This is a genomic window from Burkholderia sp. ABCPW 14, assembly GCF_001523835.1.
GTDB classification, from domain to species: domain Bacteria; phylum Pseudomonadota; class Gammaproteobacteria; order Burkholderiales; family Burkholderiaceae; genus Burkholderia; species Burkholderia mayonis.
The window spans coordinates 33,212-48,229 of the sequence record NZ_LOVS01000098.1; the positions used below are offsets into that span (position 1 = coordinate 33,212).

11 protein-coding genes and 1 pseudogene are annotated in these 15,018 nt (G+C 66.1%); 8 read left to right on the top strand and 4 right to left on the bottom strand.

Features of this window, described 5'->3' with window-relative positions:
* The first annotated feature begins 1 nt into the window (after position 1).
* The 3 genes from WS62_RS14565 to WS62_RS14575 are packed head-to-tail and all read left to right on the top strand — an operon-like array spanning position 2 to position 3,650.
* On the top strand, positions 2 to 2,143 hold the full coding sequence (locus tag WS62_RS14565) for a CDC48 family AAA ATPase (protein ID WP_066571810.1): 2,142 nt from the start codon (positions 2 to 4) through the stop codon (positions 2,141 to 2,143).
* On the top strand, positions 2,140 to 2,940 hold the full coding sequence (locus WS62_RS14570; protein WP_066571812.1) for a GvpL/GvpF family gas vesicle protein: 801 nt from the start codon (positions 2,140 to 2,142) through the stop codon (positions 2,938 to 2,940). Before WS62_RS14565 ends, WS62_RS14570 begins: the two co-directional genes overlap by 4 nt.
* The gene (locus WS62_RS14575) at positions 2,928 to 3,650 is read left to right on the top strand and encodes a GvpL/GvpF family gas vesicle protein (RefSeq protein ID WP_066571814.1); all 723 of its coding nucleotides are present in this window, start codon (positions 2,928 to 2,930) and stop codon (positions 3,648 to 3,650) included. Before WS62_RS14570 ends, WS62_RS14575 begins: the two co-directional genes overlap by 13 nt.
* Before the next feature lie 690 nt (positions 3,651 to 4,340).
* Here WS62_RS14575 and WS62_RS14580 read toward each other — a convergent pair.
* Positions 4,341 to 5,363 (bottom strand): succinylglutamate desuccinylase/aspartoacylase family protein, encoded by a 1,023-nt coding sequence (locus tag WS62_RS14580; protein ID WP_066571816.1) that lies wholly within the window; start codon positions 5,361 to 5,363, stop codon positions 4,341 to 4,343.
* 644 nt (positions 5,364 to 6,007) lie between these two features.
* On the opposite strand from WS62_RS14580, the gene WS62_RS14585 reads away from it, so the two are divergent.
* The 3 genes from WS62_RS14585 to WS62_RS14595 all read left to right on the top strand — a co-directional run bounded on the left by WS62_RS14585 (position 6,008) and on the right by WS62_RS14595 (position 9,005).
* Positions 6,008 to 6,241, top strand: coding sequence for a DUF7661 family protein (locus WS62_RS14585; protein ID WP_066571818.1), 234 nt, complete (start codon positions 6,008 to 6,010; stop codon positions 6,239 to 6,241).
* Between the two features lie 221 nt (positions 6,242 to 6,462).
* Entirely contained in the window at positions 6,463 to 7,386 is a 924-nt protein-coding gene (locus WS62_RS14590; protein ID WP_066571821.1) for a YihY/virulence factor BrkB family protein, read from the top strand.
* 455 nt (positions 7,387 to 7,841) lie between these two features.
* Positions 7,842 to 9,005 carry a porin gene (locus WS62_RS14595; RefSeq protein ID WP_066571824.1) on the top strand — a complete coding sequence of 388 codons (1,164 nt, stop codon included), beginning with the start codon at positions 7,842 to 7,844 and terminating at the stop codon, positions 9,003 to 9,005.
* Between the two features lie 614 nt (positions 9,006 to 9,619).
* Here WS62_RS14595 and WS62_RS14600 read toward each other — a convergent pair.
* Complete coding sequence (locus WS62_RS14600; protein WP_059472848.1) at positions 9,620 to 10,063, bottom strand: HU family DNA-binding protein; 444 nt, start codon at positions 10,061 to 10,063, stop codon at positions 9,620 to 9,622.
* On the opposite strand from WS62_RS14600, the pseudogene WS62_RS14605 reads away from it, so the two are divergent.
* Positions 10,062 to 11,466, top strand: a pseudogene (locus WS62_RS14605) (acyltransferase family protein). The gene WS62_RS14600 and the pseudogene WS62_RS14605 sit on opposite strands and share 2 nt — an antisense overlap.
* A gap of 526 nt (positions 11,467 to 11,992) precedes the next feature.
* On the opposite strand, the gene galU reads toward WS62_RS14605, so the two are convergent.
* Together galU and WS62_RS37440 are read right to left on the bottom strand one after the other, a co-directional pair.
* A complete protein-coding gene (galU, locus tag WS62_RS14610) occupies positions 11,993 to 12,880 on the bottom strand; it encodes a UTP--glucose-1-phosphate uridylyltransferase GalU (RefSeq protein ID WP_010109862.1) in 888 nt (295 codons plus the stop codon).
* A gap of 279 nt (positions 12,881 to 13,159) precedes the next feature.
* Entirely contained in the window at positions 13,160 to 13,297 is a 138-nt protein-coding gene (locus WS62_RS37440; protein WP_197422838.1) for a hypothetical protein, read from the bottom strand.
* Between the two features lie 218 nt (positions 13,298 to 13,515).
* On the opposite strand from WS62_RS37440, the gene WS62_RS14615 reads away from it, so the two are divergent.
* Positions 13,516 to 14,688 (top strand): acyltransferase family protein, encoded by a 1,173-nt coding sequence (locus WS62_RS14615; RefSeq protein ID WP_066571829.1) that lies wholly within the window; start codon positions 13,516 to 13,518, stop codon positions 14,686 to 14,688.
* Positions 14,689 to 15,018: the final 330 nt, after the last annotated feature.

The following is a 15,018-nucleotide window of genomic DNA, read 5'->3' on the forward strand; positions in this document are numbered from 1 at the left end:
CATGGACAAAGCTGAACAGACCGGGCTCCAGTTGCGGGTGACCGAAGGGAACGCCCGCGACGTCGGCCGGGCGCTCGCCCGCATGGGGCCGGAGGATCTCGAACTGCTGGACGCGGCGGTAGGCGATCTGGTCGAGGTGCGCGGCAAGCGCACCACCGTATGCAAGGCCATGCTCGCGCACAAGGAGCTGCGCGCCCAGTCGCGGGTGCAACTGGACGGCGTCGTGCGCGGCAACGCCGGCGCCGGCATCGACGAACTCGTCACGCTAAAGAAAGTGACCGCGCGTCCGGCGAACCTGGTGCAGTTGGCGCCCATCAACGCCGCTCCCGCACCGAGCGACCTCGACTACATCGCGGGATTGCTCGACGGCCTGCCGGTGATCGAGGGCGACCGCATCCGCGCGACGCTGTTCGGCAGCCGCAGCGCGGATTTCAAGGTGACGAGCTGCACGCCGCGCGGACCGGTGCTGATCGGCCCGAACACCGAGCTGTCGATCGGACGGCCCGCGAAAGGCGAACCCGCGGTGGCCGCCCCTACCCTGTCGTACGAAGACATCGGCGGCCTCAAGCCGCAATTGATGCGCATCCGCGAAATGATCGAGTTGCCGCTGCGCTATCCCGAGGTCTTCGAACGGCTCGGCGTCGATGCGCCCAAAGGGGTGTTGCTGTACGGCCCGCCGGGCTGCGGCAAGACCCTGATCGCGCGGGCCATCGCCCATGAGTGCGACGCGGCCTTCTTCGCGGTGTCCGGCCCCGAGGTGATACACAAGTTCTACGGCGAATCGGAAGCGCACCTGCGCAAGATTTTCGAGGAAGCCGCGCGCAAGGCGCCCGCCATCGTCTTCCTGGACGAAGTGGATGCGATCGCGCCCAAGCGCGAAACCGTCGTCGGCGAGGTGGAAAAGCGCGTGGTCGCGCAACTGCTGGCGTTGATGGACGGCCTCAACGGCCGTCAGCAGGTCATCGTGATCGCCGCCACCAATCTGCCCAACGCGCTCGATCCGGCGTTGCGCCGGCCGGGCCGCTTCGATCGCGAGATCGCGATCCCGATCCCCGATCGCAACGGCCGTCTCGAAGTGCTCGAAATCCACAGTCGCGGCATGCCGCTCGCGGCCGACGTCGAGCTGGAACATCTCGCCGACATTACTCACGGTTTCGTCGGCGCGGATCTCGAGGCGCTGTGCAAGGAGGCGGCCATGCTCTGCCTGCGCCGCCTGCTGTCGGAACTCGATCTCGGCCTGCGCTCGATTTCCTACGAGCAGCTCGATCGCCTCGTCGTGAACATGGACGACTTCCTGTCCGCGCTGGCCGAGATCGATCCATCGGCCATCCGCGAGGTCTTCGTCGAAATTCCCGACGTGCGCTGGGAGGACGTCGGCGGCCTCGGCAATACGAAGGCGCAGTTGATCGAAGCGCTGGAGTGGCCGCTCAAGTATCCGGAGTTGTTGACGCGTGCGGGCGCCAAGCCATCCAAGGGCATCCTGCTCGTCGGCCCGCCCGGTTGCGGCAAGACCTGGCTCGCGAAGGCCGCGGCCAACGAGTGCGGCGTCAATTTCATCCCGGTCAAGGGGCCCGAGCTGATGTCGAAGTACATCGGCGAATCCGAAAAAGGCGTGCGCGACGTGTTCCGCAAGGCGCGGCATGCGGCGCCCTGCCTGCTGTTTTTCGACGAGATCGACGCGCTCGCGCCCCGGCGCGGCGAAGGCGCGTCCGGCGCGCATGTGCCGGAGCGCCTGCTGTCGCAGTTTCTGGCCGAATTCGACGGTATCGAGGATCTGAAAGGCGTGATGGTGCTCGCCGCCACGAATCGCATCGACATGCTCGATCCTGCCGTGTTGCGTCCCGGCCGCTTCGACGAGATCATCGAAATCGCGTTGCCCGACCCGGCCGCCCGCCGCGAGATCTTCGACGTGCATCTGCGCCGCAAGCCGCTCGCGACCGACGTGGCCAGCGAGCACCTGGCGGCGGAATGCGACGGGTTCTCGGCCGCCGAGATCGCGTCGGTGTGCCGCCGCGCGGCGCTCTCCGCTGTGCGCCGCGCGGTCGCCGCGGGCATCGCCGATCCGGCGCTGGTGCAACTGAGCGGCGCGGACCTGGACGAGGCGATCCAGGAAGCCCGGCAGCGGCGCAAGCAAACGCAATGAACGACGCCCTCTATCTGTTTTGCTTCGTGCGCGCCGACCGTCTCGACCCGGCATTGGCCGCGAGCCCGCCCGATGAGCCGCGGCTGCAACTGTTGCGCGAGGGGAATCTGGGCGCGGTGCTGTGCGACGCGTCGCGCAGCGAGTTCGCCGGGGCCGACGCCGAGCGGCGGCTCGCGGACCCTGCCTGGGTCGCCGGCCGAGTGGCGACCCACGCCGCGGTGATCGAGTGGGCGATGCGCTATTCGCCCGTCTTTCCGGCCCAGTTCGGCACCTTGTTTTCGAGCGCCAGCCGGGTCGTCGCGTTGATGCGAAGCTGTCACCCGCGCATCGGCCGCGTCCTCGACGATGTCGAGGGCAAGACGGAGTGGGCTGTCAAAGGCTGGCTCGATCGACCGGCAGCCACCGACTCGCAGGCCGCGTCGCTCCGCGCCGACGAGCCGGAACCCGCGTCACGCTCGGCCGGCGTCCGTTATCTGCGCGAGCGGCGGCTTCAGGCGCGCGCCGGCCAGAATCTGCGCCGCTGGCTCGAGCAGAGCGTGCCGCAAGTCTCGGCGCGATTGCAGCGCCACGCGGTGGAGATGCGTAGCCGGCCATGGCGGACCTCGGATGCGCCGAACGAAATCGTGGCGAACTGGGCGTTCCTCGTGCGAAACCGCGACGTCCCTGCATTTCGCCGGCAGGCGGAAGCCATCAACGCCGAGTTGGCCACGCAGGGATTGCGCTTCGATCTCTCCGGGCCATGGCCGCCGTACAGCTTTTGCGTCCCGCTCGCCGAAGAGGCAACATGGTCTGGCTGATCTACGCCGTGCTGAGGCCGAGGCGCGCCATCGCGCTGCCGCCGGGCGTGGACGGCGCGCGGCTCGATATCGTGGACGGCGCGCACCTCTGCACCGTCGTCTCGGAACATCCTCAGGCGCCATCGGCAACGGTACCGGCGGCGCTCGCCTTCGGCCACGCGGTGAACGCGCTGTTCCGGCACGGCGCCATCGTGCCGATGCGCTTTCCCACCTGTCTCGACGACAGGCAAGCCGTGCACGCGTGGCTGGACGACGAATGCGACACGTATGGTGCGCTGCTGCAGCGGATCGACGGCTGCGTCGAAATGGGGCTGCGATTCCAGCTCGCCGACGAACCGCGCGCGCAGTCGCGGCCGCACGCAGGCGGTCCCGGCCATGCCTACCTTGCCGCTCGCGCGGCGCCGAGCGCCGTCGCGCTGTCGCAGGGGGAACGCATGGCGGCGACGCTTCGCGGCCTGTATCGCGACTGGCGGTTCGACGGGCTGGTGGAAGGCTTCGCCGGTCTGAGCTTTCTCGTCCGGCAAACCGCGCTCGACGACTTCCTCGCCCGATGCCGGCAAACGGCGCGCCGGACCGCCTTGCCGATCTATGTGTCGGGGCCGTGGCCGCCGTACAGTTTCGCCGCGGATGAGCGCTCATCGGCGCCGGGTTGCATGGCATCCTCCGGCCGACGAGTCGCACTCGGCCTCGACAGCAGCGTCAAGATCTGAAAACGCCGCAGGTTCGAAACACGGCGACGACGCTCGTTGAAGACCGCGTGCGGATTGCCGCGCAAGCCGCGGCCAGACGGAGATCGGCGTGACGATGCAGCGGGCCGTCGAATGCGCGTGTCCATGCCATGTCGGAACTCGGCAGATCGATCGTACAAAGCCCTGATGGCGGGAAACCGCGTCATCGGGCCGCCGCGCAATCGCCCCACCCTGTGCTGGCGTCTGGGCGACCGCCTTTCATCGGCGGAGCGCGAACGCTCTCTTTGTCGATCGTTTCCATCGTTGCCGTCACGTCGATCATTCCCGGCAGACAGATCACAATCGTTTCGCCTGGCTAAAGAACCGAGCCGGGACGTTCCGGCCTGAACCGGCGGCGCCGATGTCGGGCAAGCCTCACCTGCGTACGCACGCTCTTGCACGCGCTGCAAGACGTGGAACACGGTTTGCGGTTTGCGGTGCGCGGTGCGCGGTGCGCGGTGCGCGGTGCGCGGTGCGCGGTGCGCGGTGCGCGGTTCGCGATGCACATCTCTTCGCGCGATCAGTGGCGGGCACGCGCCCCGACGTTGGACGTTGGACGCCGCACACCTTCGCCATGCGCGGACGGCATTGCGATGCCTGCGTTGCCGCGAACATTGCGCTGCGCATTCGCGTCTCGCCGCTCGCCCGGATGCGCCCGACCACCGCGCACCATCACGCCGATGCGTCGTCTTCCGCGAGCTGAAACAGGCAATCGCCGCGTTGCACCTGCGCGGGCACGCGTTTGCAGACGACTTCGCCGTCGCTCGCGAAGCGCTGCGTGACGGGCTCGCGCAGCGGCGTATCGGGAAAATGGATCAGCGCCGCGGGCTGACCCGCGCGCACGCGCTCGCCCAGCTCGACGAGCGGCTCGTAGAGCCCCTTGTCGTACGCATACACGTAATGATGCGCGCCGCCCACCCGCATGAAGCGCGTCTGCGCGGGCGGACTGTCCGGCACGAGCGGGCCGCGCAGCGCGCCGACGAAGCCGAGCAAATGCAGCAGGCCGCGGCGTGCGTCGCGAATCAGCACCGGGTCGGACATCCCGCCGCCACCCAGCTCGGTCAGGATCGAGATCGCGCCTTGCCGGCGCGCGGCCGACGACGCATGCACAGGGTTCGGCGCGTGCAGAAACGCGCGCGGCAGGCCGAACGCGGCGAGCAATTCGCGCACGCGCGCGCGCTCCGCCGCATCGCGCGGCTCGAGCGCGAGCATGTTGCCGCCTTGATAGAGGAGCGAGCTGCCGCCCGAATGCAGATCGACGAGATACCGCGCGCGCGGCAGCAACGTGTGCTCGATGTAGTCGGCGATCACGTCGGTCGGCGTGCCGGCCGGGTCGCCCGGAAAGCTGCGGTTCAGGTTGCCGCCGTCGATCGGCGATACGCGCGAGCCCGCGTCCGCCGCCGGGAAATTCGCCATCGGCAGGAAAATCAGCTGCCCGTCGACCATCTCCGCGTCGATCTCCCGCACGACGCGCGACACGACGATCTGCCCTTCGTACTCGTCGCCGTGGTTGCCGGCCATCACGAGCACGACGGGGCCGCTGCCATTGCGAATCGATACGATCGGAACCGGAATCCATCCGTACGCCGAACGATGGACCGAGTGCGGCAGGCGCAGATAGCCGGCGTGCTTGCCGTTCGCGTCGAGATCGATTTCGCTGCGGATGGGAGTTCGGAAGCGAGGGGTGTCGGTCATGGTCAGCATCGGCCTGCGACGGCCTGAGCAGTAGCGGAACTGTGTGAGGAAGCTTACCGGCAATCGCCGGCGGGCGCTCGGGGTGCTGCGAGGTGCTGCGAGGTGCTGCGGCGTGCAAAGCATGCGGTTCTGCGACGCCGTTGCGGCGGTGCGGTACTGCGGATGCGCCGATGCAGCGACCGGCGTGCGCCATGTCGACGAGCGGATGTCGCGGCACGGCACCGCCGCATATGTCGCGAACGTTCCGGGAACATCAGCGTCGCTCGCTTCGCGGGCGCTGCGGGCGCTGCGGGCGCTGCGGGCGCTGCGGGCGTCGCGGGCGTCGCGGGCGTCGCGGGCGTCGCGGGCGTCGCGGGCGTCAGATCGTAGCGCGCCGCCGCATCGGCGGGAACGACGATTGCATCCGATCGTTATGCGCCGCTTGCTGCTTTACATAGTGCACCAGCAGCATGGTCGCCGCCGAACGCATCGGCCGCACCGCACAGCAGTTTTCTGCTAACGTCGCCTTGCGAATGTGTGCGTTCCATGCAGGCGCCGCCGGCAAACGCGCCGTCGTTCGCGCGACCGCCCCGTGCGTCGCGCCACGCGAACCGTCCCGCGACGCACGCGCGGCCCAAGCCCCCCAACCTTCAGGAGCCCCTCGCATGACAACACACCGGTTCGACGTGTTCGGCAGGCAAATCCTGGTCGAGCGCACGCAGGATCGCTGGGTGCCGTTCTATCCCGGCACGGACGGCAAGCGCCGTCCCGCGCATTTCGTCATTCCCGATTTCCTCGAAGCCGACGAGTTGGGCCAGTATCTCGGGGACCTGTTTCACGAAAGCGCGACGCCCGACTACGGCGACGTCCGCCGCCTCGATCTTCCAGAGCCCGATTGACCGCGCGGGCGGCGGCCGCATCCGCCTTCGGCGCCGCGGCGAAACGCAGCGACGGCATGCCGTCGCGAACACGCGGCAACGCAAGACGCAGCCGGCCCGGCGCCCCATGTTGTCGCCCTTCTTCGCCGGATTGAATAAACTTTTCTCATTACGTGGCGTCCGACGCAAAAACGGCAAACAACCCTGGCGCGGCTCCACGCCCGCGCCCGTATGCTCAACCCATGAAATCACTGATCCCGCAGCAACCGCACAAGCTCGTCCGTCATAACGTCAACTGGGTGGTGAACGCGTTCAAGCGCTTCTCCACCGACCGCTGCTCCGCGATGGCGGCGAGCATCGCGTTCTATTCGGCGTTCTCGCTCGCACCGACGCTCGTGATGGTGATCGCGGTCGCCGGCTGGTTCTTCGGCGCCGACGCCGCGCGCGGCGAGGTGTTCGGTCACGTCCACGAGCTGATCGGCAACGAGGCGGCAGCCGGCGTGCAGACGATCGTCGAGAACGCGCACCGCAGCGGCAGCCGCGGCGGCATCGCGGCGCTGATCTCGTTCGCGATGCTCGCGGTCGGCGCGTCGGCGACGTTCGCGTCGCTCAACACGGCGCTCAGCGTGATCTGGCCTGCGACCGGGACGCGCGCATCGTCCGTGCTCGGCCTCGTGCGGGTGCGGCTCGTCTCGTTCGGACTCGTGCTCGGCGTCGCGTTCCTGCTGATCGTGTCGCTCGTGCTCGACACCGCGATCACGTTCATCGGCCGCTGGCTGTGGGGCAACTCGCCCTACGTCGTGATCGGCAACCTGCTGCAGTTCTCGATCGGCATCGCGGTGCTCGCGTTCGCGTTCAGCACACTGATGAAGTTCCTGCCGGACGCGCGCGTGTCGATCCGCGACGCGATGACGGGCGGCATCGTCTCCGCCGTGCTGTTCTCGGCGGGCAAGAAGCTCTTCGCGCTGTACCTCGCGCACGCGGGCACCGCGAGCGCGTTCGGCGCAGCGGGATCGTTCGCGGTGCTGCTGATGTGGCTGTACTTCTCGGCCGCGGTGCTGCTGCTCGGCGCGGAATTCGCGGCGGCGCGCGGCGCCGCGCACGCGGCGGACGATGCCGATACCGCTGCCGAAGCCGCGGCAGTACGCCGCGGCCCGCGCGATTGACGCGACGGGAATGTGACTCCAGACAGTCCGCTCCTTACGCTTGTCTTTCCAAGTCTTGCGTCTAAGCAAACGATCGGCTCGGCGCGCAAGTGCGCCGGGCACCGCCGCGCGGATGCACTCCGCTGCGCCGTCTTGCGGCGTCGGACCGCACGTTGAACGCGCTCTAGGCCCGACCCGCAAGCGCAAACGTTTGCCCATCCCGATTTTGTTGCACGGACGGCCTAGAAACGCGCGTTCTCCCGTCGATGACGCTTATCGCCGCAATAATCGCAACGCAACAATCGATCAGCGTTACCCGAACAGAAATAGTCGTTTATGTGGTTGATATAAAACGACTTTCCTTCACTGTTACCTTTTCGAGACACTTTATTTTTTTGGATTTCTTGCGTCTGGTGCAGTGCGCTATTCTCCAATCCGCAACAAATAACGACTCACTCGCGTGGAGAAATAACTCGATGAAGAAACTTGCTCTGTCTACCCTCTCGCTCGCCCTGCTGGGCGCAACCAGCGCAGCTCAGGCTCAAAGCAGCGTCACGCTGTATGGCGTGATTGATACGTCGATCACTTATGTCCACGGCAACGACGGCCAGGCCAACAACGCATGGCTGATGGGCAGCGGCAACCTGCAAGGCAGCCGCTGGGGCCTGAAGGGCACCGAGGACCTCGGCGCAGGCCTCAAGGCAATCTTCCAGTTGGAAAACGGCTTCAACTCGAATGACGGTACGCTCGGCCAAGGCAAGCGCATGTTCGGTCGTCAGGCGTTCGTCGGCCTGCAAAGCGATCAATACGGCACGCTGACGCTCGGCCGCCAGTACGATCCGCTCGTCGACCTGGTTCAACCGGTCACGGCAGACAACTACTTCGGCAGCCTGTTCGCCACCCCGGGCGACGTCGACAACAACGACAACAGCCTGCGCGTGAACAACACGGTCAAGTACACGTCGCCCGTGTTCGCCGGCCTGCAGTTCGAAGCCCTGTACGGCTTCAGCGGCGTCGCGGGCTCGCCGGGCACCGGCCAGACGTGGGCGGCCGCTGCTGCGTACAACAACGGCCCGCTCGGCGTCGCAGCCGGCTACTTCCATACGTCGAACTCGGCACCGCTCAGCGCCGCCGGCATTCGCACGGGCTGGGGTGGCTCGTCCGACGCGATCTTCGACGGTTCGGACAACTCGCTGTTCCTGAACAACGGCTACGCGACGGCCAAGTCGATCGGCATCGCTCAAGTCGGCGCTCAATACGTGATCGGTCCGGTCACGTTCGGCCTCGGCTACAGCAATGCGCAATACAAGTCGGACAATGCTTCGGCGTTCGGCTCGACCGAGAAGTACAACACGGGCCGCGGTTTCGTCACGTACCAGGCGACGTCGGCGCTGCTGCTGGGCCTCGGCTACATCTACACGAAGTCGAGCGGCGATTCGAACGCGAAGTACCACCAGGTTTCGCTGGGTGCGGACTACTCGCTGTCGAAGCGTACCGATGTCTATCTGGCTGGCGCATATCAGCACGCGAGCGGCACGCAAGCGGGCGGCGGCGACGCGCAAGCTTCGATCGGCTCGTACGGCATCGGCGGCACGAAGTCGCAAGAAATCGTCGCGCTGGGCCTGCGCCACAAGTTCTAAGCGCAGCCCGCGAGCAGCGGTTCGGCGACGCTCTCGGGCGTCGCGGGCCGCGACCGCAAAGCCAGCCTGACGCATATGCGCACGGCTGGCTTTTTTGTTTTGTTTGCAGTGCCGTGCGGGCGTACATGGCACACCGTCACGTCGCACACGCCCTTCGCCGGTCTGCTTGCGCGTGCTGCGCTCATTTGTTCGGCCGTCGACGACTCCTTCACTCCAATCGCTCGGCGACGCTTCCTTTCGCCATGGTCGGCCCGCTTGCTCGTCCGCGCGTTGCGTTGCAAGTGCACGGGCATCCCGGACATGCCGGCTCGTCGGTGAGCGTCGCGCGACATCGCATCGTCGCCGCGTCGATCCATCGTTCGCCGGCAACCGGGAAACTGACGTGTCGCCGCGTCGCTGCGACGCCCGCTCCGCCGCCATGGCGACCGCGCCACGCGCCCCGTTCGTCACCGCATCCGCTGCGCTCGCACACGACTCGTCGCGCACCGGACGCCGCGCACCTTGCGCCACACCGCACCGCGCACAGACAAAAAAATCCCCGCGCGCTTTCGCACGCGGGGACTTTTTCGGACTATCGCAGCTACCGGACGATTCCGGCAAACCGCACGCCGTCCTTACGCTGCCGCGTCCTTCAGCTTCTTCAGCGCGCGAGCCTTCACGCGCACGCTGGCCGGCTTCGCCGGGAACCAGCGCTCTTCGCCCGTGAACGGGTCCTTGCCGAAGCGTTTCTTCTTCGCCGGCACGGCTTGCGCCGAGATCTTCAGAAGGCCCGGCAGCGTGAACTCGCCCGCACCCTTCTTGTGGATCGAACCGAGGATCGCGTTCTCGAGTGCCGTCAGCACAGCCTTCACGGCCTTCAGTTCGACCTCGGCACGCTCGGCGATGTGAGCGGCGAGCGACGCCTTCGTGAACGAGTCCTTGAGCGGCGTCGGAGCGGCAGGCGCCTTCGCGACAGCCTTCTTGGCCACTACTTTCTTCGCGGGCGCTGCTTTCTTGGCAGCCACTTTCTTGGCCGGTGCGGCAGCCTTCTTAGCCACCTTTTTTGCGGAAGTCGCCATGTTTCTCCTACCAGGTGTGGTCGTTGGATACACGAAGCGCGCGACATGCGAGCTTCAACGCCGGATTCTACAAGCGCCGCGCCGCTTCGTGCAGCACTTTTATGCGTTATCCGCGGGTTTCCCGCAGGTTTTGTTGCGCGCCGCTGACTACGGATGTCGTTTCGACCCGTGTACGCAGCGTTTTTTTGTGTCGCGCGCCGAATCGAAACGGCGAATTATGTTCGACATTTGCATTCCTATACTGTCCGCCGGCATCGCATCGCTTGGGATATGGAATGCGCGCAATCAAGCACGTTAGAGGGCTCGACGGTTTGCGCGCCGTCGCCGTCACACTTGTCTTCCTGTCGCACCGCGCGCACTTCGGCGCGGTCGACGTCGGCCAGATCGGCGTCTGGACGTTCTTCCTCATCAGCGGCTTTCTGATCGTCGGCGAACTGCACCGCAGCCGGCTCGCGATCGAGCGCGGCACGTCGTGCCGCCGCTACGCATTCTGGCTGTTCGCGGGCAAGCGCGCGCTGCGCATCCTGCCCGTCTACTACCTGCTGCTCGCCGCGCTCGCGATCGCGCATCGCCACGTCTATCAGCACGGCGTCGATCTCGGGCTGCGCTGGCACGCGGTGTTTCTGTCGGACTATTGGATCGGCGTCGTCAAGGACGGCTGGCCCGGCAGCACATCGCACTTCTGGAGCCTCGCCGTCGAACAGCAGTTCTACCTGATCGCGCCGCTCGTGCTGCTCGCGACCCGCGCGTCGCGCCATCTCGCGTATTGCGCGGCGGCCGTCGCGCTCGCCGCCGTCGCGCACGCGCTGCTGTATCTGCAACACGCATCACCGGTGCTGATTTACGCGTTTTCGCCGTGGAATTTCGCGTTGATCGCGCTCGGCGGCATCGGCGGGATACTGCACAGCGGCGGCGTGGCGGCGCCGAAAGGCGCCGTCGGCACGCTCATGCTTTGGGCCGGCGCTGCAGGCGTGGCGTTCTGCGCGACGCTGGCGATGCGGGCCGCGCCGCTTTCCGCCACGGCCGGCAGTCTAGCGGACGTCGCCCTCGGCGTCTCGCTCGGCATCCTGCTGTTCTGGATCGTGAGCCGTCCCGAACATCCGGCCGTCGCGCTGCTCGAATGGGCGCCGATCGCGTACCTCGGCACCATCAGCTACGGGTTCTATCTGTTCCATAACCTGATTCCGGAGCATCTCGGCGTGATGCCGGGCATCTACGAACGGCTGCACGTCCCGCACTCGCTGCGGGAATTGCTGCCCGAGATCCTGCAGTTCCTGCTGTCCGTGCTGCTCGCGCATCTGTCGTGGCAGTACCTGGAAAAGCGCGTGCTCGACTATAAGAAGCCGCTCGAGACCGCATTGCGTCGGCGGTTCGCACCGCGCGAGCGCACGGCCGTGCGGTGACGCGCACGATGCCGCAAAACGCGTGTCTTCGACGACAAGGGCCTGGGCCGCTCGAAGCCGAATTGCGCCGCGGGTTCGCGAGCGGCTACGCGGACACTTGATCGCGCAAGAGTCATTTGAGCGCAGGACGTCGGCACGCGGCCATGCCGTTTTGCATGCGGAGCGCTTCCCTCGCGACGCGCCGATGCGCCGATGCGCCGATGCGCCGACGTGCGGCATGCGGCGTCACGCTCGCGACTCGACGCGGCATCATCGAAACGCCCGAACACCGGAACGCGAGAATGCAGGGACGCCGGAACACCGGAACGCGAGAATGCAGGGACGCCGGAACGCTCGCCCATTGAAACCCCGGAGACGCCAGGCAACCGATGCAGGCATGCGGCCGCACCGCCCCGTTCGCGACGCAGCGCCCGCCGCACCGCTTGGTCCGCTCCGCGCCGCTGCGGACATAAAAATGCCCCGGCTCGTGCGAACCGGGGCCAACGGAACAACCACCACACACCTTGGACGTCAGAAGACAGGGATGCTAAGCGACTGCGGCAAGCGCCGGCAGGCAGTTGCGCAGATACGCCTCAAAATCGCGGCCGACTTCCGGATGCTGGAGCGCGAGCTCGACAGTCGCCTTCAGATAGCCGAGCTTGCTGCCGCAGTCGAAGCGGGTGCCGTAATAGCGGTACGCGAGCACCTGCTCCTCGGTCAGCAGCGACTGCACCGCATCCGTCAGTTGCAGCTCGCCGCCCGCGCCCGGCTTCGTCTTGCGCAGGTGATCGAAGATGCTCGGCATCAGCACGTAGCGCCCGACGACGCCGAGATTCGACGGCGCATGCTCGGGCGCCGGCTTCTCGATGATGCCCGACAGCTTGATGATGTCCTCCTCCCACTCGCGCCCTTCGACGACGCCATACGAGCGGCTTTCCTCGCGCTCAATCGTTTCGACGCCGATCACCGAGCTGTGATAGTGGTTGAAGACGTCGACGAGCTGCTTGAGCACCGGCTGGTCGCCGTGCAGCAGATCGTCGGCGAGGATCACCGCGAACGGCTCGCCGTGCACGAGCTTTTCCGCGCAGAGCACCGCGTGACCCAGACCGAGCGCGGCCGGCTGCCGCACGTAGAAGCAATCGACGTGACTCGGCTTGATGCTGCGCACGAGTTCGAGCAGCTTTTCCTTGCCGCGCGCCTCGAGTTCGGACTCGATTTCGAACGACTTGTCGAAGTGATCCTCGATCGCGCGCTTGCTGCGCCCCGTCACGAAAATCATCTCGGTGATGCCGGCATTGATCGCCTCTTCGACCGCATACTGGATCAGCGGCTTGTCGACGACCGGCAGCATTTCCTTGGGACTCGCCTTGGTGGCGGGCAAAAACCGTGTGCCGAGACCGGCAACGGGGAACACGGCTTTGGTGACTTTCAACATGATCGCATCCCGAAAGTGTTGACGATTGGCCGGCGTCAAATGTCGGGTCGCCCGCCAAGCGCGGCTGCGCTCGACGGGCGATGCGCATCGGCATTCGACGCGCCGGCAAAACTTCAATCTGAAAAAAATCGTCTGCTTAACGCGGCGCCTCTTTCATTAATTAATATGAAAGGACCGCCCGGATATAAGCATATTCGGATAATTGTCGCGGAGTCGGTCGATCTTGCCGACCCGCCGGGTGCTTCGCGACAATTTACCGATTCGATCCGGTACATTCAATTATTCGAATTCCTCCGAATAAGGCGCGCGGCCGAAGCCGAAGCGGTTGATCGGCTCGTTCTTCAGCGCGTCCCGATAAGCCGACAGCACGGCCATGACGAGCAGTACGGCGCCGCTTGCGATCCAATGCATATCCATCGTGGGCTCCTTCCTTCAATCGACATGGGATCTCAAGCTATCAGAAAAAAATCGATAAATAATTTGCCGCCATACCGTAACGTGAAAACCGTAACGAATGGATACGAATAATTACACTTATTAGATAAGCGATTTTTTTATTCCCCCATCCGGATTTCTTGCGGATTACGATCGAATGGTGCCTTTTGCGCCTTTCTCATTGCAAGGAACCGGATCGCATGAATGCTTCGAGCGTGACGTTGGGCGCGCGGGCGCCCGCCACCGACCACAAGGAACACCTGATCGACGCGCTGCGCGGCTTCGCCGCGCTACTGGTCGCGTACTTTCACTGCCGGCAGGTCGTGTGGGTCGGGATGCAGAGCTTCCATCGGGCCTATGGCCATTCGCTCGATCCGAGCGTGATCGTCGGCTATCTGACGTTTCCGTTCGCATGGGGCTCGGCCGGCGTGCCCATCTTCTTCGTGATCAGCGGCTATTGCATCCACCGCAACGCGGCGCTCAAGCTCGCCGCCGATCCTTCGTACCGGCTCAACGCGCCGAACTTCTGGGCGCGCCGCTTCGCCCGCATCTACCCGGTGCTGCTCGCCGCGCTCGTCGCGACGCTCGTGTTCGACTCGATCAGCCTGCAGCTCGAGCCCGTCAGCCACAAGATCCGCGACATCGGGCTCACGTCGTTCGTCGTCAACCTGCTGTCGCTGCAGGGCGTCGCGGGCTACACGTACGGGTCGAACGGCGCGCTGTGGACCCTGTCGCTCGAAGTGCAGTTCTATGCGATCTATCCGCTCCTCTTCGCGGCGCGCCGCCGCTTCGGGATGCTGCCCGTCGTCGTCGCGATCGCGCTCGCCAACGTCGCGTCGGCCTGGCTGCTCGAGCGGCACGATCTGCAGTTCTTCACGTCGTACTGGTTGTCGTGGACGGTCGGCGCGTGGATCGCCGATGTCCGCGCACAGCGCGACGCGCACGTCGCGCCGGCCCCGTCGCGGCTCTGGTACGCGGCCGCGGCGATCGGCGTCGCGCTCGGCTGCGTCGCGTTCCACTTCGGGCAATACGGCGCGTTCCAGCTATGGGCGGCGAGCTTCGCGTGCTATCTGTACGCGGCGCTCGCGCGGCCCGTGTCGGCTTCCGCGCCAATGCGGGTGCTGTCGTGGTTCGGCGATTTCAGCTATTCGCTGTACCTGATCCATCTTCCGTTCTTCGTGTGCGTCGCGTCGGTGCTGTACCGCTCCGGGCTGCAGTTGTCGATCTGGCCGTCGTTCGCGTTCATCGCGGCCGTCGTGCCCGTCGCGTATCTGTTCTACCGGATGTTCGAGCTGCCGGCGATGCGCTGGTCGGCGAGCCTCAAGCCGAAGCGGGCCGTCGGGGCGGCCGCGCAGCAGCAGATGCCCGTCTGACGGACGAGATGGGCGGCTTGCGGCGCCCCGTAGCGGCGGCGCGGGGCTGCCGCGCGAGGATCGAAGCGGCCAACGCGTGCCAGTGTCGGCGGTATGAAAGCGCTTGCCGTCAACATGCGTTGAGCGGCCCGGAAAATCGGGCTCATGCACGGCGACGCTGCGGCGAATGTCTTCATCGCATCGCCCTCGATACGTCGGTCGAAAGCCGGTCTGTGAAAACAGTGATCCGAACGCCGCCGCGCGCGAACGGTCGCGCGGCATGTCAGGCACGCCGCCCAGCAGCATGGCATTGAACGGACACGCAACAATCCGAGCGGCTGCTCAGCAATA

What these genes read in the sequence shown, in the direction of transcription:
- galU (WP_010109862.1), bottom strand. Translation starts at nt 12,880, where the DNA reads ATGTTGAAAGTCACCAAAGCCGTGTTCCCCGTTGCCGGTCTCGGCACA.
- WS62_RS14595 (WP_066571824.1), top strand. Translation starts at nt 7,842, where the DNA reads ATGAAGAAACTTGCTCTGTCTACCCTCTCGCTCGCCCTGCTGGGCGCA.
- WS62_RS14575 (WP_066571814.1), top strand. Translation starts at nt 2,928, where the DNA reads ATGGTCTGGCTGATCTACGCCGTGCTGAGGCCGAGGCGCGCCATCGCG.
- WS62_RS14615 (WP_066571829.1), top strand. Translation starts at nt 13,516, where the DNA reads ATGAATGCTTCGAGCGTGACGTTGGGCGCGCGGGCGCCCGCCACCGAC.
- WS62_RS14585 (WP_066571818.1), top strand. Translation starts at nt 6,008, where the DNA reads ATGACAACACACCGGTTCGACGTGTTCGGCAGGCAAATCCTGGTCGAG.
- WS62_RS37440 (WP_197422838.1), bottom strand. Translation starts at nt 13,297, where the DNA reads ATGGATATGCATTGGATCGCAAGCGGCGCCGTACTGCTCGTCATGGCC.
- WS62_RS14570 (WP_066571812.1), top strand. Translation starts at nt 2,140, where the DNA reads ATGAACGACGCCCTCTATCTGTTTTGCTTCGTGCGCGCCGACCGTCTC.
- WS62_RS14565 (WP_066571810.1), top strand. Translation starts at nt 2, where the DNA reads ATGGACAAAGCTGAACAGACCGGGCTCCAGTTGCGGGTGACCGAAGGG.
- WS62_RS14600 (WP_059472848.1), bottom strand. Translation starts at nt 10,063, where the DNA reads ATGGCGACTTCCGCAAAAAAGGTGGCTAAGAAGGCTGCCGCACCGGCC.
- WS62_RS14580 (WP_066571816.1), bottom strand. Translation starts at nt 5,363, where the DNA reads ATGACCGACACCCCTCGCTTCCGAACTCCCATCCGCAGCGAAATCGAT.
- WS62_RS14590 (WP_066571821.1), top strand. Translation starts at nt 6,463, where the DNA reads ATGAAATCACTGATCCCGCAGCAACCGCACAAGCTCGTCCGTCATAAC.